Genomic DNA, 19,692 nt, shown 5'->3' with positions numbered 1-19,692 from the left:
TTAAGGATCAGGCACCCAGCTTGCGCTGGCTGAGGATAAAGGCCGCCAGCGTGAAGACGGAATAAAAATGCTGACGCATCTCCTCGCTCTCGGCGGAGAGCACCACGCCGTAGCGATTTTTCACCGCCAGGCCAAGTTCCAGCGCATCGATTGAGTCCAGCCCCAGTCCGTCGCCGAATAACGGGGCTTCGCTGTCGATCTCTTCCGCGGCAATCTCTTCCAGATTGAGGGTGTCGATGATCATCTGTTTTATTTCAAGCGCTAGCTCTTCCATACCTGTTTCCGAATAATTATTGATGTTCTGGGGTTAATGCCTGTTGCAAATAGTGGGTCAGATGGCGGGCGGCCAGCGCCTGTGCATCTTCATCCCCTGCCATAAATTGCTGACTGTCGATGCGCTGCCCCACCGTGACGGTGAACAGCGGCTTTTCCGGCGGGACCTCGTACCAGCGGCTCTGTTTGTCCAGCATTCGCTGGCTGCATCGGATGTGCACAATACGCAAATCGCACTGGCAGCGCACGGCAATATTTGCCGCACCGCGCTGGAGTTTCAGCGGCTCACCATAACGTGTGCGGGTTCCCTCCGGGAAGATCATGATTGCTTCGCCCTTCGCCAGACGCTGCTGACAATCGGGCAGCAGGGTTTCGGCCTGGCTGTTAACCAGGTAGTTAGCTGAGCGCACCACGCCACGCAGAAAAACGTTGCGCTGCAAATCGGCCTTCACCAGGCAATCCACGTCCGGCATCACCGATGCCAGCATCACGTAGTCGATTAACGAGGGATGGTTAGCCACCACCAGGCAGCGGCGATCGCTGCGCAGGATTTCAGCCCCTTCAATGCGGTAATCCAGCACGCCCAGAAAGGTCATGGTGCGCATAAAGAAGCGAAAGCTGCAGGAAATACTGCGGCGGGCCCACTGGCGTCGGCGTTCAGGGTTGCGCTGCACCAGCAGCAGCAAATTGAACCACACCAGCGACAGCATCAGACCACCGAGGCCAAACAGGGTGAAACAGATCCCCGTCATCGCAATGCGCCAGGCGCGGTTAAAGGTCGACGTACCTGACCGGCGGCTAAAGGTTGAGTCAGTCATAGCGACACTCCCAGGCCCAGTTGAGCCGATCGCCTTTCAGAGTAAAAGCACAGGTTCGGGCCAGCCAGGCATGGATAAACAGCAGGCTTTGCGGCAAACCGCCCGCTTCCTGATTGTCGGCCGGGCTGGACTGGCAGCAACAGGCGTCACCCGCCGCCAGTAATAAGGCGACGGCATAAGGACTGTGCATCGCGCCCTCAGCGACATGAGGGTGATAAAATTCGGGGATCGCGCCGTCAAAATCCACCAGCAATACCTGCTGGTAACCGGCGGAATGCAGCGCGCTGACTTCGACCAGCCCCTGCTGAAAAGAGTCCACGCCCGCGGCCAGTGAGGTACTGACCAGCGGCGCGGCGGCGGCAATCGTCAGGCTGCCGACGGCGGCATTGTGTACCGACATAGCGAAATCAGTGGGTGAAAGGCTTTCTTCCTTCGCCAGAGAGGTAAGGATCCGCAGATTTCGCTCCAGTTCGCCGTGGCGGCTGGTAAACACAATGGCATCGACCCGCTGGCGCGCCATCAAGGCCAGACCACTTTCTACGGCTGCGCGGCTTCCGCCCATCAGTCGTCGGGCCGTCATCATCGGCAGAAAGCGTGTTTTGGCCATCGGCCGGGAGGCATCAATCTCGGGAGTCTGGCAGGCCCACTGTTGCCAGTCGGCCTGCTCGTTCAGTCCCGGTGCGCTGGCCTGCCAGTCGAGGGGTGTAAAAGCTAATTTCATACGTCCAATCTTCTCAAGGCGTTCCGCTAACTGCAGGGCAGAACATTCCGCTAAGCATAGCGCCAGCCTGGTCCGAAAAGCACTCGGATTTACCCGCAATTGCGGGGAGTCTCTGGTTTATCCCAACGGGCTGTCTGAAAGGATTGTCGGCAGACAATCCTTATTCTTTAACACTACTGATGCATTTTTTGAGGATAAACAGATCGTTTGCTTATTTAGCAGCCTGAGACGCGAGGCGCAGCTTAATATCCTGGTCGAGGTTGCTGATCCAGTGATTATAATTTTTGTGGATTTGACCGCGTCTCGCTTTCAAATTACTGCTGCTGACATAATTGATGCTGTAGCTGCCGGAAGAATAGGTCACCCGAATATCCGCCGTGTGTCCACGCTGTGACAGATGGCCGTTGATAACCCCCGGTGCGGCTGGCGTCATCACCCATTGACGGGACAGGCCGGCCTGAATGATGGCGTCTTTCAGCTGTTCATTGCTGTACTGTAAGGAAACAGTTTCATTGATGTTATGAACAGGTTCGGTGCGGGCACAACCCGCCAGCGCAAATACGATAGCCAGCGCAGGAATAACACGATTCTTATACATAGATAACCCTAAAATTTGTTTAAAAATAGGCAGTGTGTTGTTAAAAACGTCGCAACACCAAAATCAATTAACGGCCATTAGTGGCGTTTATTTAATATAATGGCGCGCATAATAGCACCCGTTGCTAAAGAATGCGAAGCGCAAAAGTCCACAAATAGTACAGGCCTACTTTAATCAGCATGAATAACTGTTACGGAGGATTCTGGGTGGATTTTTCGCCACCACAGATCGGAAAGGCAGTATTTAAAGAGGAAAATCAGCGGACGCTGTCCCTGTCCGCCTGCGAAATGGTTATTGCGGATTCCAGCCGCCACCTAACGCGCGGTAGAGATCAATCTGTGCCAGCAGTAAATTGTTTTTCACCTGTACCACGTTCAGCTGAGTGGTGAACAGGGTGCGCTGCGCATCCAGCTCATCAAGATACGACGCATAACCATTCTGATAGCGATTACGGGAAATACGCAGTGCTTCGCTGACGACCTGTTGCTGCTGTTGCAGCTCTGCCAGCTGCTGCTTATAGCGATCTATCGCATCCAGATCGTTATTCACTTCACTGAAGGCGTTGCGGACCACCTTTTCATAGCTGTACAGCGCCTGATTCCGTGAGGCCATCGATACATCCACCTGAGCGGTTAACGCTTCCCGGTTCAGCAACGGCGCAAGCACGCTGCCACCAATGCTCCACAGGCGGAAAGGATCGTCGATCAGCTGATGCAGCACGGAACTTTGCATTGTGCCGGTGGCGGTCAGATTCAGCGACGGCAGTAATTTGGCCCGGGAGGATCCCAGCGAGCTGTCGGCCGCCAGCAGCAGACGTTCAGCCTGAACAATGTCCGGCCGGCGCTGCAGCAGTTCGGAAGGCAACACTGATGGCAGCGTTTGCGGCGCAACGTGATGACCTTGTCGCGCAATCGCTCTTGGGTTCATCCCCACCAGAATGCTTAACGCGTTTTCTTGCTGTGCGATCTGATGCTGCAACACCGGGACCTGGGCTTTCGCCGTTTGCAGTTCGGATTCTGCCTGCACCCACTCGAGTTTCGAGGTATAGCCGGTTTCATACTGGCGCTGGGCCAGTTTGGAGGAATCTTCCCGCGAGGCAAGCGTCGCCTGCGTAACCTGCAGCTGTTCATCCAGCGAGACCAGCGTCATGTAACCGGAAGCCACCGAACTGGCGACGGTTAACTCAGCGGCAGAGGCGGCAGCCTGTTGGGCGGCCAGCGTGGCTTTTGCGGCATCAATACTGCTGCTCCGCGCGCCCCACAAATCCACCTCATAATTCGCCTGCAGCAGCCCCTGGAACACCGCGTATTCGTAAGGTTGGCCGGTCACCGATGAGAGCGCCCGCGCATGGGAGGCCGCAACGCCGGCATCTAAGGTGGGAAAGTTGTCCCCCTGCGCCCCACGCAATTCCGCGCGATACTGATCGACCCGCGAACGGGCAGTAAGAATATCGAGGTTATTGCGCAACGCCTGCTCAACCAGACGGTTCAGATCCGCATCACCAAAGGCGCGCCACCAGTTGGCTTCCACCGCAGAGGATGGCCCGACCTGATTTCGCCATTGCTGAGGGATCGGCAGCGATCCCGGCGCTTTGTCGACTTCCGTTGCACAGCCTGCCAACAGCGCGGTCAACAATGCCGCCAGCAGTGAGGTTGACCAACGCATTACTTCGCCTCCTGCGCGTCATGCTCGCCTGACGTATCAATATTCACTTCGACGGACATGCCCGGACGCAAGTGTGCAGCATTATCGCTGGTGATTTTGATGCGCACCGGAATACGCTGAGCAATCTTCACAAAGTTCCCGGTGGCGTTATCCGGCGAGATGGCGCTGAATTCAGACCCGGCGGCAGGCGAGATATATTCAACCTCACCCTCAAAGCGCTCTTCGTTCAGCGCATCGACCGTAAAGTTCACCGGCAGGCCTGGCCTGATGCGCGCCATCTGGGTTTCTTTCATATTGGCGACCACCCACAGCTGTTTTGGTACCACTGAGGTCAGCCGCGTGCCCGCCGTGACATATGCGCCCTGGCGCACAGAAATCTGTCCCAGTTGGCCGTCGCGTGGGGCGATGATTTTGGTGTTAGCCAGATCGATCTGGGTCAGCTCCAGCGCCGCCTCCGCACTAGCGACATCGGCTTCCAGCGAAGCACGATTGACGATCACCGTTTGCAGATCCTGACGCGAAACGTCCAGCGTCGCTTTCGCCTGCTGTACATCGGCCATGGTCTGGCTGTTGCTGGCGCGGGAGGCATCGCCCTCACGGATCGATAACGAGCCGTCAGAAACCAGATTTTCGACGCGCTTCAAATCCAGGCCGCTTTTGACCGCCTGCGCTTTGGCATTTTGCAGCGCGGCCTGATTGCGTTCGATCACCGCCTGGGCGCTGCGGCGTTGCTGAATGTTGTTGGCCAGCGCCGCTTTTTTCATCGCCACCTGCGCGTCCGCCTGGTGCACCTTCTGGTTATAGATGCGGTCATCAATGGTCATCAGCAGATCGCCCTGTCGGACGGGCTGATAATCCAGCACGTCAACCGACGTCAGGTAACCGTTCACCTGCGGGCTGATAAAGGTGACCTGACCCCGGACATAGGCGTTTTCGGTCGACTGGATCTGGCTGGTAAACGGGGGAAGTTGCCAGGCATAAAGGATCACCAGTACGCCGACTAAGGCAATGCCTGCGCCAAAGGCGATCGAGATAATACGCAGTCTGTTGGTTCTTTCACGCTCAGAGATTTGGCTCTGTTCCTGCTGACTCATTATTGCCCCGTGCTAATCGAAGATGTGGATTGTTGCATTGCGCGCAGTTCGGCTGCTGCTTCACGTTTTGCCTGCTGCCAGTTGAGATAGCGCAGCCGTGACAAACGCCACAGCACCCAGATCAGGGTGATAAACGCCATGCCCGCCGTCAGCAGATAGGTATCGTTATAGGCCAGCACACTGGCCTGCAGCGTGGCGACGGTTTGCAGCTGCACCGCGCCCTCCGCACTGCGCAACGCGTTGTCGCCAATAAAGCTGTTAAACAGATTGGTGTATTGGGTCAGCCTGTCGGTGACATTCGGATTGAGATACGACAACTGATCGGCCAGCAGGCTGGAGTGATATTTTTCCCGCCAGGTCTGGAACGTTCCCAACAGGGCAGAGCCCATCAGGCCGCCAATGTTCTGGCTCATGCCAAACAGCACCACCAGACTGACCAGGTTTTTGGGTTGCGTCACCACGCTGCCAATATTCAGCAACAGCGCCGGGGCAATAAAGAAGGTGCTGCTAAAGCCCAGCAGAAACTGGCTGAAATACATATTGTTTGCACGCGTCAGCGGGCTGGACTGTGAATCCATCAATGAGGCCACGATGATCAACAGCAGCGACATGACAATCGGCCAGCTCAGGTGCTTAACGTTGATGGTCAGGGCGCTGACCACAATCCCCGTCACCACGCCCGCCAGGATCGCCATCGCAAGGTGCTGCATCTGATCGTTCAGCAGGCCGACCTGCTGCAGATAGCCAATTGCGCCAGTATTCTGCTCCGCCAGCGTGACGCGCAGCATGATCATCACGATGCCCAGCCGGAAAATCGCCCCGGTTCGCAGCCATCGGGTATTGATCAGCGGGTTACTGCGGTTATGTTCCAGCACCACGGCGGCAATCACCAGCACCAGCCCCAATGCCAGGCAGATGCCCAGCCACGGCGTGCTGGTCCACCATTCAATGCGGCCCAGCGACAGCACGCCGCAGAACAGCGCCATGCCGGGCGCCATCAGCATAAAGGTCAGGAAGTCTTTTTTCTCAAAGACCTTGATGCGATCGCCGGGTGGCAGTTTTAAAACCAGCACCGCGCCCAGGCATATCATCGCCAGGCCCAGCTCAAACAGATACAGACCGCGCCACTCATCCAGCTGCAAAAGCTCTGTCGAGAACAGACGCGCCAGCGGGATCGCCAGTTGCGATGCGCCTAAGCCGATAGTCAGGGCTTTCAGGCGGTGTTTCGCCGGCCAGGCCTGCACCTGGTAATAAATGCCCAACGAGCTGAGCGCCGCGCCGACCATGCCGTGGGCGGTGCGAACAATAATGGCCGAGCTGAGGTCATTGACCAGCAGATGGAAAAACGACACCAGCACATACAGTACCAGGAAGGCTTCGGTGAAGGCGCGGAGGCCAAATTGCTGGCGGAATTTGACCAACAACAAGTTGATGGAGATGTTCCCCATCACATACACCGCGGGCAGCCAGGCAATTTCGTTGCTGTAGGCACCGAACACGCCCTGCAGATTAGTAAGATTCGCCGTCACCAGCGCATTACTTAGCGCGCCTGTAATAGAAATTAACAGGCCGATGATGCCAAAGGCGATGCGTTTATGGGTGGGATGCAGCGGTGTGGAAGGCGATCCCGGCAGCATCGGTTTTTCGCCTGGTGCCCACTCGCGCGGCGCGAAAGGATCGGGTCGGGTACCGCGCATGTTATTTCGCCTCGGTGGCTTTCAGCAGACGCTGTAGCACGCGTTGGGTAATGGCCAGTTCATCGCTGTTGATGTCGGCCAGCAGTTCATTGCGCAGGCTATCCGCTTCGACCTTCAGCTTTTGATACAGCGCGTTACCTTGCGGCGTGACGTGCAGCAGACGCTTGCGCCGATCCTCTTCCGGCTGAAAGCGTTGGACCAGCTGTTGCTTAACCAGGCGATCGATCAGGGGAACCACGCTGGCATCTTCCAGCCCCAGCGCCTGAGCCAGCTCTTTCTGGGTGATTGGCGTTTCCTGAATGGCAATGGTGGCCACCGCCATCCAGCTGCTCATGCTCAGTCCGTTGTCTTTCATTCGGCGATCGATCGCCTGACGCCAGGCATGGGCCGTCAAATGGAGTAAGCGGGAAAAGTTGACTTCCTGAGCGTTCAAAATATAGAGGCCTGATAATTAGAGGTCTAACTAAATAATGGCGGTAATTATATGCAAGGATCATAGTCGTTAGAAAGCGAAAGGTGTGACAAAAACGTAAATAAATGGAGAAATAGTTACGTTTTTAGACCCGCGTTTTCGCTATGAGGTCATCAACAAACGGTTGCCAGGGTTTACTGCAGAATTTACCCTGCTCAGGACAACGCCACGGGAGCCAGAGTGATGAATACGCCAGGTTGGGTGCAGCTTTCCAGAGATAATGAGATGCCGGTGGAAGCGATCCGTGCCCATTTCACTGGTCATGCCTACGATCCGCACTGGCACGATACCTACCTGGTTGGCGTGACCGAACAGGGAGTGCAACAGTTTCACTCCCGCCGAAAGAAACATCAGAGTCGGCCCGGTACGGTTTTTCTGCTTGAGCCGGGTGAGCTGCACGATGGTGATGCCATTGATGACATCGGCTTTACCTACCGGATGCTGTATATCGATGCCGACTTTATGCGCCAGCAGCTGGCAGCCGTGTTTGGCAATGTTCCGGACAGCTTTGAACTGAATTTTGCCCGCACGCTTTCCGGCGATCGCCGACTGGCCCACGCAACGTTCCATGCCTTTCAGTGCCTGTATGACCGCGAGTTAAAGATTGTGAAGGAGGCGGCAATGCAGCAGCTGTTTGCCGCACTGACCCAGCATCAGCACTGGCGACAGTCGATGGTTACCCCGAAGGTTGAAACGTCGCTGGCGCTGAAGGCCAGAGACTGGTTGAGCGATCATCTGCACGACAATATTGGTCTGAGTGATATGGCGCAGGCATTAGAAGTTGATCGCTTTCGTCTGTCTCGTGAGTTTCAGGCCCAGTTTGGCCTGCCGCCCCATGCCTGGCTGATCCAGCTGCGCCTCACCCATGCACGCCGGTTACTGGCTGAGGGCGTTTCACCGGCGAACGTGGCTGCCCAGCTGGGCTTTGCAGACCAAAGCCATCTCGGTCGCTGGTTCCGTCGCGCCTATCAGTTAACTCCGGCTCGCTATCAGCAAGGCTGTACGCCGCTTTAAATTCAACTTGCCTCTCTGCACAAATCTTCCAGACGGCGCTTGAGCAATCCCCTACCCTGCTGTTTTTACCTGCCTAAAGAAGAGCCCAATGAACGATTTACGCTGTGTAGTTATCCTGAATGCCGACCTGCCCGCCGGCAAAGCCGCTAATGCGGCGGCGGTGATTTCCCTTACTCTCGGGCAGCGCCATCCCCAATTTGTCGGGACAGAGCTGGTTGATGGCGATGAAAAAGCCTGGCCAGGACTGATCCCGGTGGGTATTCCGGTGCTGTCGGCCAGTGATGAACAGCTGGCATCATTGGTCGGTCAGTGTGCCGAACAGGGTTTCGATACCATTTTGTTCCCGGTTGAAGGACAGATGACCGTCGACTACGCCGCATTTTCAGCAGCCGTCAGACAGATCCCGACTGACCAACTTCAGCATTTAGGCCTGGGCATCGTTGGCGAGAAAAAAGCGCTGCGTAAACTCACCGGAAAGCTAAAGCTATTTGGTTAAACCCTTGTGACTTGCTGATTTCATTTTTTGCCGTCGAGCGCTTATCCCGCCCTGATAATAATGATTATCAGGGCCTGCATTTAATGCTTTATTCGTAATATATAATTATTATCATCGCGCGCTGCGGATTTTTATTTATGACGACAACACACCTCCGCAAAGGCTTATTTATCCTCCCGTAATTCGTTTGGCAATGTCATAAATACAGGTTGAATATCAGCACATTAGCTGTCACACCCACGCCCACAGGCAATCTTCCTACCGCAGACTCAGGAAAGTCTGCAGATGCGAAAAATTTGCAGGGGAATGCGCTTTGGCTATAATAGTCGCCCTGACTTTAATAGTGTTGAGAAGTTTTATTAAAGTATGTGATTTCGCATCATGGTTGAAGACGGCGTACAGGCCCTTCAACCAAACCGGTAAAGTTTCACAGGAGGAGAAGCAATGGACGATGTAGATTTAGCGCAAGAACGTGAGGAAGCCCTTATCACGGCAGCCATGTCAGCCCGGCAGCCGGTGATCACCAGTCCTGACGGCAAATGCATCTGGTGTGAAGATGAATCGGTAGTGCCCAACAGCGCGTTCTGCTCCGCTGACTGTGGCGAAGACTACTCCAAGCACCAGCGTGAGATGAAACAACGTATCCACGGCGAATGACGCTGACATTCATGATTTGCGGGCAGCTGCCGATAATACCTCACCGGATGCTGCAAGCTGACGGATAAAAACAAAGATAACACACAGCTTAAACCGGTCTTTATGGCCGGTTTTTTTTATGGCTGCTCACTTTTAATTGATTTCAACTGGCTTCGTGGCGGGACGTCAATCCTCGTCAGGGCTGTTTTTCTGCGTGCTTTCCTGCTCGTCATCGTGGCGTTCACGAAGTGAAGTAAAGAAACGGTAATAGCAGTTATCACAGAGTTCGTCATCAAGCCCCGCCAGTCGTTCGATCCATCCCCGCCGTTTCCCGCACCCCTTGCAATGCTTTTTAGCCCACATTCCCTGTCCCGTTTTAGGTCCATTGATTACCTGACGTTACTTTATGCCTTGGAGAATTTGAGTCCAATTGCTTTAGCTGATCAATACAGCCGCATTGATCGTTGTAATCGATCGTCAGGCTTTGTCGGTGCAACCTTTGCCCGGCAAAATTTGGCCTTTTACTCTTTACACCCTTTCCTCAAAACGACAAAGTATCCCCGGGTCATTGACGCCATCTGCCACTTTACATCCCTGATCCCTGCGCAGGCCAGTTAGCCCATCACTCATAAAGCTTAAGGAACAAGCTATGGATTCAGTCGAAGAGTTAAACGGGACATATTTTTATAAAGGTATTGCTAACATTTCAGCCAGTGAACTTTTTTTCTGGATACTCCTGGATGAGATTGCAGAACAAATGGGAGGTTTCGATGATCTGGGCGCTGTCGCACTAATTTTGTTAGGGCAACCGACTCAGACCACCCGGCAAAAAATGCGCACTGCTACCGTTGGCACTTCCATTGCCTCAATATATGCGCGGCGGTATTTGGACGTTGAGCTTCCCTTCCGTCTGCCAACCTTCACAAATAAAAGCATCACTTACATGAAGCCCATGATGGTTAATAACCTGGGTAAATTTGTCGGCCGTACGGTTCCCGTCGCGGGCTGGGTGCTACTGACCAATGATTTCGTTACGATAACCTTTAAGGCAACTTCTCATTACAACAGGATAGCGAGGGGGAGTGATAAAATATGGTGACTGACGAGGAGGTGCTGGTTTTTTTCAGAAAGAAACTGCCAGAACAGGCTACTTTGCTGTTCAGACCTGTACCTTTGCAAATGGACGACGTATTACAAGCCTATTGCGATGCCGATGATGTCATTTATGCTATCAATGACGCACTTGAGAGATTCAATATTGACGCCGCTGATTTGAATCTTGATGATTATTATCCCTGGCGTGCAGAGTGGTTTTTTAGAAAATGGTTCACCAAAAAACCTATTAGCCAGCTAAGTAAGCCAATGAGTGTAAGGATGTTCGCCGAATCAGCAAAAGCTGGTCGATGGCTTTACGGTTAAGGGGCAAAGCCCCTTTCATTCAAGCGCCACTTCGCTCATTCCATGCATCAGTGAACTGAATGTTGCCGTCGCAGTACTTCCAGGTAATTTTCTCATAACGTAACTGGACAGACTCAAGGTGCCCAGTACCAATGACACTGGTTATATCATGCATTACCGGTGTTACTGATACAATTTTCACACCTTCAATAAGCATATTAAAATACTCCGCTTCCTGCCCAGCATCATTGATTTTGTACCATTTCAACTCAGCCGTTTTCAACGTCTGTCCTGATGCCACAGCCTTATACAGATAGGGACTGGAAGAATCAAATTCCTTCTCAATCAGCATTGCTGCATGTTTACGAGTGCCGGTTAACTTTCCTGTATTATCATCAGTTGGAATGCTGAGGTTATGGGTAAAACCACGTACCTCGATACTTCCCTCACGATCCCTGACATCAACAGATCCTTTTATGGATGCACCGCCATCATCTTTGAGCCACAAATATGCGGGGATAGCCATTTAAAACTCCTTTTAGTCTGTTTCATCATTGCATGCATAATCCTTTTAGCAGCATTCTTTCGACACAATCCTGACCACAGTCAAAGACACTAACGTTCAATAGACTTAAGAGAAATGGGCGTAGCTTGGAGATGTTCCAGTTTGAGGATAATGAATGGCGAAAGCATATGGCGAAAGTAAGATGAAAGGAAATTCAGGCACAAAAAAACCGCCCTTGGGCGGTTACGACATCACTGCTTATTGCTTTGATTTTATTCGATTTTAATCGGTACTAAATATGGTGCCCGGGGCGGGACTTGAACCCGCACAGCCATAAGCCGAGGGATTTTAAATCCCTTGTGTCTACCGATTTCACCACCCGGGCATGGGTGTAAAGTGGAGGCGCGTCCCGGAGTCGAACCGAGGTTAACGGATTTGCAATCCGCTGCATGGCCACTCTGCCAACGCGCCTTAATCTTGCTGTATCACCAGACTTTCTGATGATTAAAATTTGGAGCGGGAAACGAGACTCGAACTCGCGACCCCGACCTTGGCAAGGTCGTGCTCTACCAACTGAGCTATTCCCGCATTCAACAGCTGCGATAATCGCAGAACTTGCTGATTTACTTTATCTTCTGACAGACCAGCTGCCTTTCGATGCGTTGCATTCTACTGACCTGGAGAAATGAGTCAACACAATTATCCTCACTTTCCGTCCGTTTGCTGCTTTTTGAATCGCATCGATCACTGTTCAAACAAATCCCCGCGTGACGCGTTGAGATACTGGAACATTGACCAGAAAGTCAGCACGGCAGCAATGTACAACGCCACCACGCCAATTCCCACTACGGTACTGTCCGGACGCCATAACAAGGCAAACAGCGACAGCATCTGCGCGGTGGTTTTGACTTTACCGATCCACGAAACGGCCACGCTGCTGCGTTTGCCAATTTCCGCCATCCATTCACGCAGCGCCGAGATAATAATCTCACGGGCAATCATCGTGGCCGCCGGCAAGGTGATCCACCAGGAGTGGAAGTACTCAGCCACCAGCACCAGCGCCATGGCGACCATTACTTTGTCCGCCACCGGGTCGAGAAACGCACCAAATCGGGTGGTTTGCTTCCAACGACGGGCAAGATAGCCGTCGAACCAGTCGGTGATCGCCGCAAAAATGAAGATCAACGCACATACAAGAGGAGCCCATTCAAATGGCAGGTAAAAAGCCAGTACAAAGAATGGGATCAAAACGACACGAAACAGGGTAAGTAAGGTCGGAATGTTAAAATGCATAGGTACGCTAACTGTTTGGGCAGAGTAGAATTTGTCCCTATGTTCCTACATTGCTCCAGGGGTTGCAATGCTTAGTGTTTCAGCGAATAAAAGATTTTCTCCGCCAGTAGCTGTGAAATCCCAGGCACTTTCGCTATTTCATCCACCGAAGCATTCATCAACGGTTGCAGGCCGCCCATGTATTTCAGCAGCATCTGACGCCGTTTAGGCCCAATTCCGTCAATTGTTTCCAGCGCACTGGTGTTCTTCACCTTCGCGCGCTTATTACGGTGGCCCGTAATTGCATGATTGTGAGAGTCATCACGAATATGCTGTAGAACATGCAACGCCGGAGAGTCCGGTGGCAGGTTAAAGCCCTCACCTTCCGGTTCAAAGAACAGCGTCTCCAGTCCGGCTTTACGATCGGTGCCTTTGGCAATACCCAACAAAATAGGCCGATCTTTATCCCAGGCGACATCCAGTTCAGCGAAGACATTCTTTGCCTGCCCTAACTGGCCTTTACCACCGTCAATCAGGATCACATCCGGGATCTTGCTCTCTTCCAGATCTTTACCATAACGACGGCGTAAAACCTGGTTCATCGCAGCGTAATCATCCCCCGGCGTGATGCCGGTAATGTTATAGCGGCGATACTCCGCCCGCAGCGGGCCATTGCGGTCAAACACCACGCAGGACGCCACGGTCTGCTCACCCATGGTGTGACTGATATCAAAACACTCCATGCGTGTGATCTCAGGCAAATCGAGGATCTCAGCCAGTGCCTTCAGGCGTTGATGAATGGTCGACTGCTGGGAAAGCTTACTGACCAGCGCGGTACTGGCATTGGTTCGCGCCAGCTTAAGATAGCGTGCACGGTCACCGCGTGGCTTGCTTTGAATCGAAACCTTGCGGCCAGCCAGCCCCGTCAGCGAGTCGGACAGCAGATCTTTTTCCGGCAAGGTAAAGTCCAGCAGGATATCGGTTGGCAAGGTGCGCGCCTGACTGCCCTGCAGGTAGAACTGCCCGACAAAGGTCTGCACCACTTCCGCCAGCTCGGTGCCGTTCGGCACTTTGGGGAAGTAGCTGCGGCTTCCCAGCACTTTTCCCTGACGGATAAACAGCACGTGCAGACAGGCCATGCCATTATCAAACGCCACGCCAATCACATCCAGATCGTCACCATTATTGGAAACAAACTGGCGTTCAGTCACCCGACGTACCGCCTGAATTTGATCGCGCAAACGGGCCGCTTCCTCAAATTTCAGGCTGATGCTGGCGCTTTCCATGCGGGCAACCAGCTGATTGAGCACCTGATCGTCCTTGCCGGAGAGAAACAGCCGCACATACTCAATCTGCTGCGCATATTCCTCTTCACTGACCAGCCCGGTAACGCAGGGTCCCAGGCAACGACCAATCTGGTATTGCAGGCACGGACGTGAGCGATTGCGGTAGACGCTGTTTTCACACTGGCGAACCGGGAAAATCTTCTGCAGCAACGACAAGGTTTCCCGCACGGCATAGCCGTTAGGGAACGGACCGAAGTACTCGCCCTTGGCGTGTTTCGCCCCGCGATGGCTTGCCAGGCGCGGATGCGCATCGGCACTGAGAAAAATGTACGGATAGGATTTATCATCACGCAACAGCACGTTATAGCGTGGCTGATAGAGTTTGATGTAGTTGTGTTCCAGCAACAGCGCTTCAGTTTCGGTATGGGTGACCGTTACATCTATCTGGCGAATGGCCTCAACCAGCGCTTCCGTCTTACGGCTGGCTAAATTGCCGCGGAAGTAACTGGTGAGCCGTTTTTTCAGATCTTTGGCTTTGCCGACATAGATAACCGTGCCACCCGCATCATACATGCGATAAACGCCTGGCTGGCTGGTAACCGATTTCAGGAAGGATTTAGCATCAAACTGTTCATTCACTACTGATTAACGACTCCGCATTGAACAGGCCATGTCGAATGGCCAAGTGCGTTAACTCAACGTCACCGCTTATGTTGAGCTTGCTGAACATGCGGTAACGATAGCTGTTAACGGTTTTAGGGCTCAGATTCAGCTGCTCGGAAATATCGGCAACTTTCTGGCCCTTGGTGATCATCAGCATAATCTGCAATTCGCGTTCCGACAAACTGTCGAACGGTGAATCGGATGTTTGCGGTTCAATCTGGCTGAGCGCCATCTGCTGAGCAATATCCGACGCGATATAACGCTGTCCGGCGTTGACCTGACGGATGGCATTAACCACTTCCTGCGGCGCTGCCCCTTTGCTGAGGTAGCCCGACGCACCGGCCTGCATCACTTTGGCGGGCAGCGGATTCTCCGTGTGGATGGTCAGCATAATGACTTTGATGTCCGGGCTGTAGCGCACGATTTTGCGCGTCGCCTCCAGCCCACCAATGCCCGGCATGTTCATGTCCATCAGCACAACGTTGACGCTATTGGCACGGCACCACTTCACTGCATCTTCGCCGCAGCTTGCCTCTCCGGTAACCTGGAAACCTTTTATATCTTCAAGTATCCGACGGATACCCGCGCGGACCAGTTCATGGTCATCAACAAGAAAAACGCTAATCAAAAAGGTCTCTCCAAGTGGGCACTACCAGCGTGGTTCAGGATGCGTTAAGAGGCCGGATCTTACCTCTTTTTAGCGGGTGTTAGAACTGAAATAATGGACTTTGTCAGGTGAAAGCATTTCAGGTAAGCCACTGTCGCTGTGGCTTCTCTCACAGGGTTATGTGATATACTTGTTATTGATTTACATTTTCAACGCCGTGCGTATACCGCGTTGAATTGATGATGACAACAAGGAGAAATCATGAGTAATACTGACTTTTCAACCAGTGAAGAAACCAAAACCCTGTCAGAGGAAATGGCCTGCATGAAAGCCCTCGTTACCTTTATGTTAAAGGGAATGGGTCAGGCCGATGCCGGCAAAGTCATCATTAATATGGAAAAGTACATTGATCAACTGACCGATCAGCAGCAGGCTGACGTCTTCAGCAGCACCATCAAGCAGATCAAACAGGCTTATCGCCAATAATTCTCTCTGCCACGCCTTAGCCCATTGCTTTTCCTTCAGCGTTGTAACATGGTTACATTTTCCCTCAAGCTGAATGGAACAATGGGCTTACTTATCAAAGCGGTACTCGGTGCACTGGTCGTTGTGCTGATCGGCATGTTATCGAAGACCCGCAACTATTACATCGCCGGCCTTCTGCCTCTGTTTCCCACCTTTGCGCTGATAGCCCACTATATTGTGGCCAGCGACCGTGGCATTGAAGCGCTGCGTACCACAATCATTTTTGGTATGTGGGCGATCATTCCCTATTTTATCTATCTACTGTCACTCTGGTATTTCGTCAGCATGATGCGGTTGCCCTATGCCCTCGGCAGCGCAGTCGCCTGTTGGTGCCTGGCCGCCTGGCTGCTGATAACGCTGTGGAGCAAGTGGCACGCTTAGCGGCCTCTGGCACTCCAGCTGACGGAAACACCCAGCGTGGGTAACACTTCTTCCGGACTGAAACGACGCGCACCGTGGAACTTTTCCGCCAGCTCGGGTTGATTCACCGGGATCCTGACCGCGAACAGGTTATCCTCCGACTGGATCACGCCAGCATTCAGCGGCTCATAAACCACCCGGTGCTGCTCGAACATCTGCTCAAGCATCGGCGTAGCGGCGCTGTAGAGATACTCAATTCCCGACTGCTCGGCTAGCTGCACGCTGTGCCATAAGATGCTTAACGGCAGCTCGGCATCAATATCCAGCTTGGCCGAGAAACGCGACATTTCCCAGACCGGCACCGGCGCCTGGCTTTTTTTCTCGTTAATATCGGCAGCCGAGCCGGCTTCCGGATCCTGCCACTGCATCAACCTGGCACAGCCGCAGATGCCATGTTGAGCCTTCCAGGCAATCAGCCAGACCACGTCAGAGCGATCGAAACGATCGTACTCCTGGCCCGGGGTACTCAGGCGGGAAGGAATTGACCACCCTTCCCCGCGGGCAAAGACGTTGTAACGGTAACTTCCCAGTTCTGCCAGCAAAGAGGACGGCATATCCCTGAGCTTCGTTTGGATAATTTTCATCATTGATCCCCTATCGCATTCCCTCGTGAACGCCGCTCCTCACGGCTAGATCAGGGTTGTTACCCTGCGCGCAGGGTAGACAACCGATTAATATTGCGAAACTACCAAATCTGGTAGTTGCATCTCCCTCAAAGTAGACCGATTGCGGCTGCGTAAGAGGCCACCTGTGTTTTGTTGGGTGCATTGAACCTCTTTTGCATTTTTTTCTGATGGAAATTGACCGTATTCTCCGAAATGGACAGGATCAGAGATATTTCTGCTGAAGTTTTACCCTCGGCCGTCCATTTAAGGATTTCCAGCTCACGCTGGCTTAATTCCATGTTCATCACCGACATGGAAATATCTTTTACCTGTTGTAACGCCTCCATTATCAGTACCGATAAATACTGAAGCTTAAGTTGCTTTTCAGGCGTTAACATAATCTTTTCAAAAGTCTTACCCGATGCCATTGATAATATACCAATGGATCTATTTTTAGCCATTGCGCAGGCGGAAAATCCACTGTGAATGCCATACTCTTTCGCCGCATCAAACACTTTCTGCCCACGACGACTGAGAGGTTCATCCCATAACACTATTTTTCCCGGGACCTGGCAATTTTCGATCACCGGGTCTATGGCGGCAAAATTCCCTTTCTGGTAGGCGCTGACCCACTTTTTAGGATAGCTGGAGTAAATAAAGATTTTAGGCCGGGTAAAGGGCACTGGATGGCGAATATACAGCGCATAAAAGTCAAATCCCAACGCCAGCGTCTGCTGCTCAATGAGCGCAGTGATCTCTGAAATGTCGGAGACATTCAGGAATGCAAGCTGTATTTTTTCACGCCAACTGAAATAATTCTCAGATGTCATTTATTCCTCATCAAGGGTGAGAAAATCGCCCCAAATTTTGCTTATAATTTTTAGTGATGTGGGAAAAAAATGAATTAAATCGAGAAAAAAAATTAATGTATAAAATTAATTTTCCCTTCAGGTGATAATAACCGCAATTACGGATTGTTGCATCCGACGAATGATGCGTTAAACCCGCATTCATTAAAAGTCCAGTCAATTAAATTTATAAAGAACGGGAAAAGAGCCTTTACTTTCCCTATGCAGCGCGAAAAACAGGCCTCATCCCGCGAACTCATTAACCTAATTAGAATAGGATTTTTCCTGGAAATATTCAATAATTTTGACCCTGCTAAGATTAATAATTCCTGCTAACATTTTACTGATTAGACGATTTAAATCACCTAAACCGCCCTTTACCACCCATAGTAAAAACAAATAACACAATGAAATAAAACAAATTTATATTTTTTAGGGTGAATATTTGCCTTTCCGCTTAATGTTAAAGATTGCTGTAGTAAACGAATGATAACCTTAATGCGCCAAAGGGTTTATCAGCGTAATCTGTTTTACCCGTCTGTCGGCGGGATTGACTGCGTTAAAATGAGTCTTTACCTCTCGTTGGCTTTTGCCAGGTGCAGAGCCATAATCTAACTGGCTGAATGGATGTAATAGAACCAACCTCCCTCGACGCATTATACCGGTAAGGAAATAGTGATGTTAGACAGACTGGCGATGGTGTTTATCCTGTTAGGCATTTGTACTTCCCTGATGATTATCAAAGACATCCTACGCCGTCCGCACCCGGTGCGGATTATGAATCTGGTGTGGCCGATCACCGGACTTTATATGCCGTTTTTTGGCTGGCTGGCTTGGTGGTTTTTTGCGCGGAAAAGTCGTTCGGTCTCCTTACTCCGCATCTCCCGAGGCAAGCAGCAACCCGAGTTAAAGCAAATTTTTTCCACTACCAGCCACTGTGCCGCCGGCTGTGTATTAGGTGATATCGTTGCGATTCCGATAATTTCAATGCTGAACTACATCCCTTTTCACTCTTTGTTGATCGCCCACGCTATTCTGTCGCTGATCCTGTCGCTGATTTTTGGGGTCGCGCTGCAATTTTTCGCCCTGAGACAAATAGAAGGCTTCTCTCTATTTCGCGCGCTATGGCGGGCAATTAAAACTGATGTGTTTTCGCTGATGGTTTATCAGGCGGGGATGTTTCTCTGCCTTGAACTGGCGTTTCGCTTTATTTTGCATGGCCAGATTGAACCGCGCCTGCTGAGCTTCTGGTTTATGCTGCAAATTGCCTTAATGATCGGTTTTGTCTTTGCATGGCCGGCGAATAAGTTCCTGCTACAACGTGGGATTAAGCCCGTTATCTAGCGACAAAAACCCCTTCCGCGCATCCCAAGGTGGAAATGATTTGCGTGCGCCGCGTTGTAGTCAGGACCAATCGAATTGCCATAATATCGGCAGCTCTGTTGAAAAATCTGGTGCAACCACTGCGCGTCATTTCCCTGGCGGGGCCATGTTTTTAAGACGCCAATCTGCTGACCGTTCGCCAGCCTGAAGCCAGACATATCAAGGGCATCGGCCGTGGCATGCTCGCTTAACCTTCCCTCTGCCCGATGATAGATATTCCGACAGGCATAGCTGCCAAGATGGTCGATACGCACCAGTGGCGACCCCAACTCTGCCGCAGCGAGCGGTTTGACGGTCTGCGTGACAAACATCGTGCTGCTGACCGCCAAAGAACAACTGGCCAGAAAACTGGCGCTCAGGCGTACGTCGCCAAAACGTTGCACTCTGATCGGCGCAGGTAACGGACAGCTGCCCGAAGTGGGCGCGGGTTGACTGAAGCTGAGATAGCCCTGTTGTTGGGCCTGTTCTAACACGGCGAGGCACGCCTGCGGATCGCCCGCGAGGCGTTGCAGCTTATAGCGGGTGATAAATGTGGGTGAGTCCGTCACTTGCAGCGGCGTGAAGGGATTCCAGGCTGAAGGCAGATTTTTGGCAAACCAGGGCGTAATCGCCACCAGGAGCAGTAAAATGCCGCCAACAATCAACAATCCTTTCATTTTATCGGTTTTCCCCCTGCCCTAAGCTCCAGATCCGTCA

23 protein-coding genes and 3 tRNA genes are annotated in these 19,692 nt (G+C 52.4%); 8 read left to right on the top strand and 18 right to left on the bottom strand.

Going from position 1 to position 19,692, the window contains the following annotated elements; translation table 11 throughout:
- Positions 1–7: 7 nt before the first annotated feature.
- From EBC_RS09735 to EBC_RS09700, 8 genes are all read right to left on the bottom strand, one after another.
- A complete protein-coding gene (locus EBC_RS09735; RefSeq protein ID WP_013201614.1) occupies positions 8–274 on the bottom strand; it encodes a phosphopantetheine-binding protein in 267 nt (88 codons plus the stop codon).
- A 16-nt stretch (positions 275–290) separates the two neighbouring features.
- Positions 291–1,091 carry a lysophospholipid acyltransferase family protein gene (locus tag EBC_RS09730; RefSeq protein WP_013201613.1) on the bottom strand — a complete coding sequence of 267 codons (801 nt, stop codon included), beginning with the start codon at positions 1,089–1,091 and terminating at the stop codon, positions 291–293.
- Complete coding sequence (locus tag EBC_RS09725) at positions 1,084–1,812, bottom strand: beta-ketoacyl synthase chain length factor (RefSeq protein ID WP_013201612.1); 729 nt, start codon at positions 1,810–1,812, stop codon at positions 1,084–1,086. Before EBC_RS09725 ends, EBC_RS09730 begins: the two co-directional genes overlap by 8 nt.
- A gap of 211 nt (positions 1,813–2,023) precedes the next feature.
- Positions 2,024–2,410 carry a hypothetical protein gene (locus tag EBC_RS09720; protein WP_013201611.1) on the bottom strand — a complete coding sequence of 129 codons (387 nt, stop codon included), beginning with the start codon at positions 2,408–2,410 and terminating at the stop codon, positions 2,024–2,026.
- Positions 2,411–2,701: 291 nt separating this feature from the next.
- Positions 2,702–4,075: an efflux transporter outer membrane subunit gene (locus EBC_RS09715; RefSeq protein ID WP_013201610.1), complete on the bottom strand. Its 1,374-nt coding sequence runs from the start codon at positions 4,073–4,075 to the stop codon at positions 2,702–2,704.
- On the bottom strand, positions 4,075–5,169 hold the full coding sequence (locus EBC_RS09710; RefSeq protein ID WP_013201609.1) for an HlyD family secretion protein: 1,095 nt from the start codon (positions 5,167–5,169) through the stop codon (positions 4,075–4,077). The genes EBC_RS09715 and EBC_RS09710 overlap by 1 nt, the downstream gene beginning before the upstream one ends.
- Positions 5,169–6,866, bottom strand: a complete 1,698-nt coding sequence (locus EBC_RS09705; RefSeq protein WP_013201608.1) for an MFS transporter — start codon at positions 6,864–6,866, stop codon at positions 5,169–5,171. Before EBC_RS09705 ends, EBC_RS09710 begins: the two co-directional genes overlap by 1 nt.
- A 1-nt stretch (position 6,867) precedes the next feature.
- Positions 6,868–7,299: a MarR family winged helix-turn-helix transcriptional regulator gene (locus tag EBC_RS09700; protein WP_013201607.1), complete on the bottom strand. Its 432-nt coding sequence runs from the start codon at positions 7,297–7,299 to the stop codon at positions 6,868–6,870.
- Between the two features lie 222 nt (positions 7,300–7,521).
- On the opposite strand from EBC_RS09700, the gene EBC_RS09695 reads away from it, so the two are divergent.
- The 5 genes from EBC_RS09695 to EBC_RS09670 all read left to right on the top strand — a co-directional run bounded on the left by EBC_RS09695 (position 7,522) and on the right by EBC_RS09670 (position 10,903).
- Positions 7,522–8,352, top strand: coding sequence for an AraC family transcriptional regulator (locus EBC_RS09695; RefSeq protein ID WP_013201606.1), 831 nt, complete (start codon positions 7,522–7,524; stop codon positions 8,350–8,352).
- An 88-nt stretch (positions 8,353–8,440) separates the two neighbouring features.
- Entirely contained in the window at positions 8,441–8,848 is a 408-nt protein-coding gene (locus EBC_RS09690; RefSeq protein WP_013201605.1) for a DUF2000 domain-containing protein, read from the top strand.
- A 444-nt stretch (positions 8,849–9,292) separates the two neighbouring features.
- Complete coding sequence (locus EBC_RS09685) at positions 9,293–9,505, top strand: DUF2116 family Zn-ribbon domain-containing protein (RefSeq protein WP_013201604.1); 213 nt, start codon at positions 9,293–9,295, stop codon at positions 9,503–9,505.
- A 628-nt stretch (positions 9,506–10,133) separates the two neighbouring features.
- Entirely contained in the window at positions 10,134–10,583 is a 450-nt protein-coding gene (locus EBC_RS09675; RefSeq protein WP_013201603.1) for an STM2901 family protein, read from the top strand.
- Complete coding sequence (locus EBC_RS09670; RefSeq protein ID WP_041691959.1) at positions 10,577–10,903, top strand: DUF1493 family protein; 327 nt, start codon at positions 10,577–10,579, stop codon at positions 10,901–10,903. The genes EBC_RS09675 and EBC_RS09670 overlap by 7 nt, the downstream gene beginning before the upstream one ends.
- Positions 10,904–10,922: 19 nt before the next feature.
- Here EBC_RS09670 and EBC_RS09665 read toward each other — a convergent pair whose 3' ends face one another.
- The 7 genes from EBC_RS09665 to uvrY all read right to left on the bottom strand — a co-directional run bounded on the left by EBC_RS09665 (position 10,923) and on the right by uvrY (position 15,236).
- The gene (locus tag EBC_RS09665) at positions 10,923–11,408 is read right to left on the bottom strand and encodes an Hcp family type VI secretion system effector (protein WP_013201602.1); all 486 of its coding nucleotides are present in this window, start codon (positions 11,406–11,408) and stop codon (positions 10,923–10,925) included.
- Positions 11,409–11,686: 278 nt separating this feature from the next.
- A tRNA-Leu gene (locus EBC_RS09660) sits at positions 11,687–11,772 on the bottom strand.
- 12 nt (positions 11,773–11,784) lie between these two features.
- A tRNA-Cys gene (locus EBC_RS09655) sits at positions 11,785–11,858 on the bottom strand.
- Between the two features lie 41 nt (positions 11,859–11,899).
- Positions 11,900–11,975, bottom strand: a tRNA-Gly gene (locus EBC_RS09650).
- 156 nt (positions 11,976–12,131) lie between these two features.
- Positions 12,132–12,680: a CDP-diacylglycerol--glycerol-3-phosphate 3-phosphatidyltransferase gene (gene pgsA / locus EBC_RS09645; RefSeq protein WP_013201601.1), complete on the bottom strand. Its 549-nt coding sequence runs from the start codon at positions 12,678–12,680 to the stop codon at positions 12,132–12,134.
- A 71-nt stretch (positions 12,681–12,751) separates the two neighbouring features.
- On the bottom strand, positions 12,752–14,584 hold the full coding sequence (gene uvrC, locus EBC_RS09640; protein ID WP_013201600.1) for an excinuclease ABC subunit UvrC: 1,833 nt from the start codon (positions 14,582–14,584) through the stop codon (positions 12,752–12,754).
- Positions 14,577–15,236: a UvrY/SirA/GacA family response regulator transcription factor gene (uvrY, locus tag EBC_RS09635; RefSeq protein ID WP_013201599.1), complete on the bottom strand. Its 660-nt coding sequence runs from the start codon at positions 15,234–15,236 to the stop codon at positions 14,577–14,579. Before uvrY ends, uvrC begins: the two co-directional genes overlap by 8 nt.
- 240 nt (positions 15,237–15,476) lie before the next feature.
- Here uvrY and EBC_RS09630 point away from each other — a divergent pair, with 240 nt between their 5' ends.
- Both EBC_RS09630 and EBC_RS09625 read left to right on the top strand, forming a co-directional pair.
- Positions 15,477–15,701 carry a DUF2594 family protein gene (locus EBC_RS09630; RefSeq protein WP_013201598.1) on the top strand — a complete coding sequence of 75 codons (225 nt, stop codon included), beginning with the start codon at positions 15,477–15,479 and terminating at the stop codon, positions 15,699–15,701.
- A gap of 81 nt (positions 15,702–15,782) precedes the next feature.
- Positions 15,783–16,121: a GlpM family protein gene (locus EBC_RS09625; RefSeq protein ID WP_013201597.1), complete on the top strand. Its 339-nt coding sequence runs from the start codon at positions 15,783–15,785 to the stop codon at positions 16,119–16,121.
- Here the strand turns inward: EBC_RS09625 and EBC_RS09620 are convergent.
- Positions 16,118–16,744, bottom strand: coding sequence for an acyl-homoserine-lactone synthase (locus EBC_RS09620; RefSeq protein ID WP_013201596.1), 627 nt, complete (start codon positions 16,742–16,744; stop codon positions 16,118–16,120). The two genes, EBC_RS09625 and EBC_RS09620, sit on opposite strands and share 4 nt — an antisense overlap.
- Positions 16,745–16,872: 128 nt before the next feature.
- Positions 16,873–17,595 (bottom strand): transcriptional regulator SdiA, encoded by a 723-nt coding sequence (sdiA, locus tag EBC_RS09615; protein ID WP_013201595.1) that lies wholly within the window; start codon positions 17,593–17,595, stop codon positions 16,873–16,875.
- A 795-nt stretch (positions 17,596–18,390) separates the two neighbouring features.
- Here sdiA and EBC_RS09610 point away from each other — a divergent pair.
- The gene (locus EBC_RS09610; RefSeq protein WP_231853682.1) at positions 18,391–18,957 is read left to right on the top strand and encodes a DUF4396 domain-containing protein; all 567 of its coding nucleotides are present in this window, start codon (positions 18,391–18,393) and stop codon (positions 18,955–18,957) included.
- On the opposite strand, the gene EBC_RS09605 is transcribed toward EBC_RS09610, so the two are convergent.
- Complete coding sequence (locus EBC_RS09605; protein WP_013201593.1) at positions 18,954–19,652, bottom strand: extensin-like domain-containing protein; 699 nt, start codon at positions 19,650–19,652, stop codon at positions 18,954–18,956. The two genes, EBC_RS09610 and EBC_RS09605, sit on opposite strands and share 4 nt — an antisense overlap.
- Positions 19,653–19,692 lie beyond the last annotated feature (40 nt).

Source organism: Erwinia billingiae Eb661 (assembly GCF_000196615.1).
Lineage (GTDB): Bacteria > Pseudomonadota > Gammaproteobacteria > Enterobacterales > Enterobacteriaceae > Erwinia > Erwinia billingiae.
The sequence above is the reverse complement of the archived record's forward strand: the minus strand, read 5'-3'. Positions and strand labels throughout refer to the sequence as shown.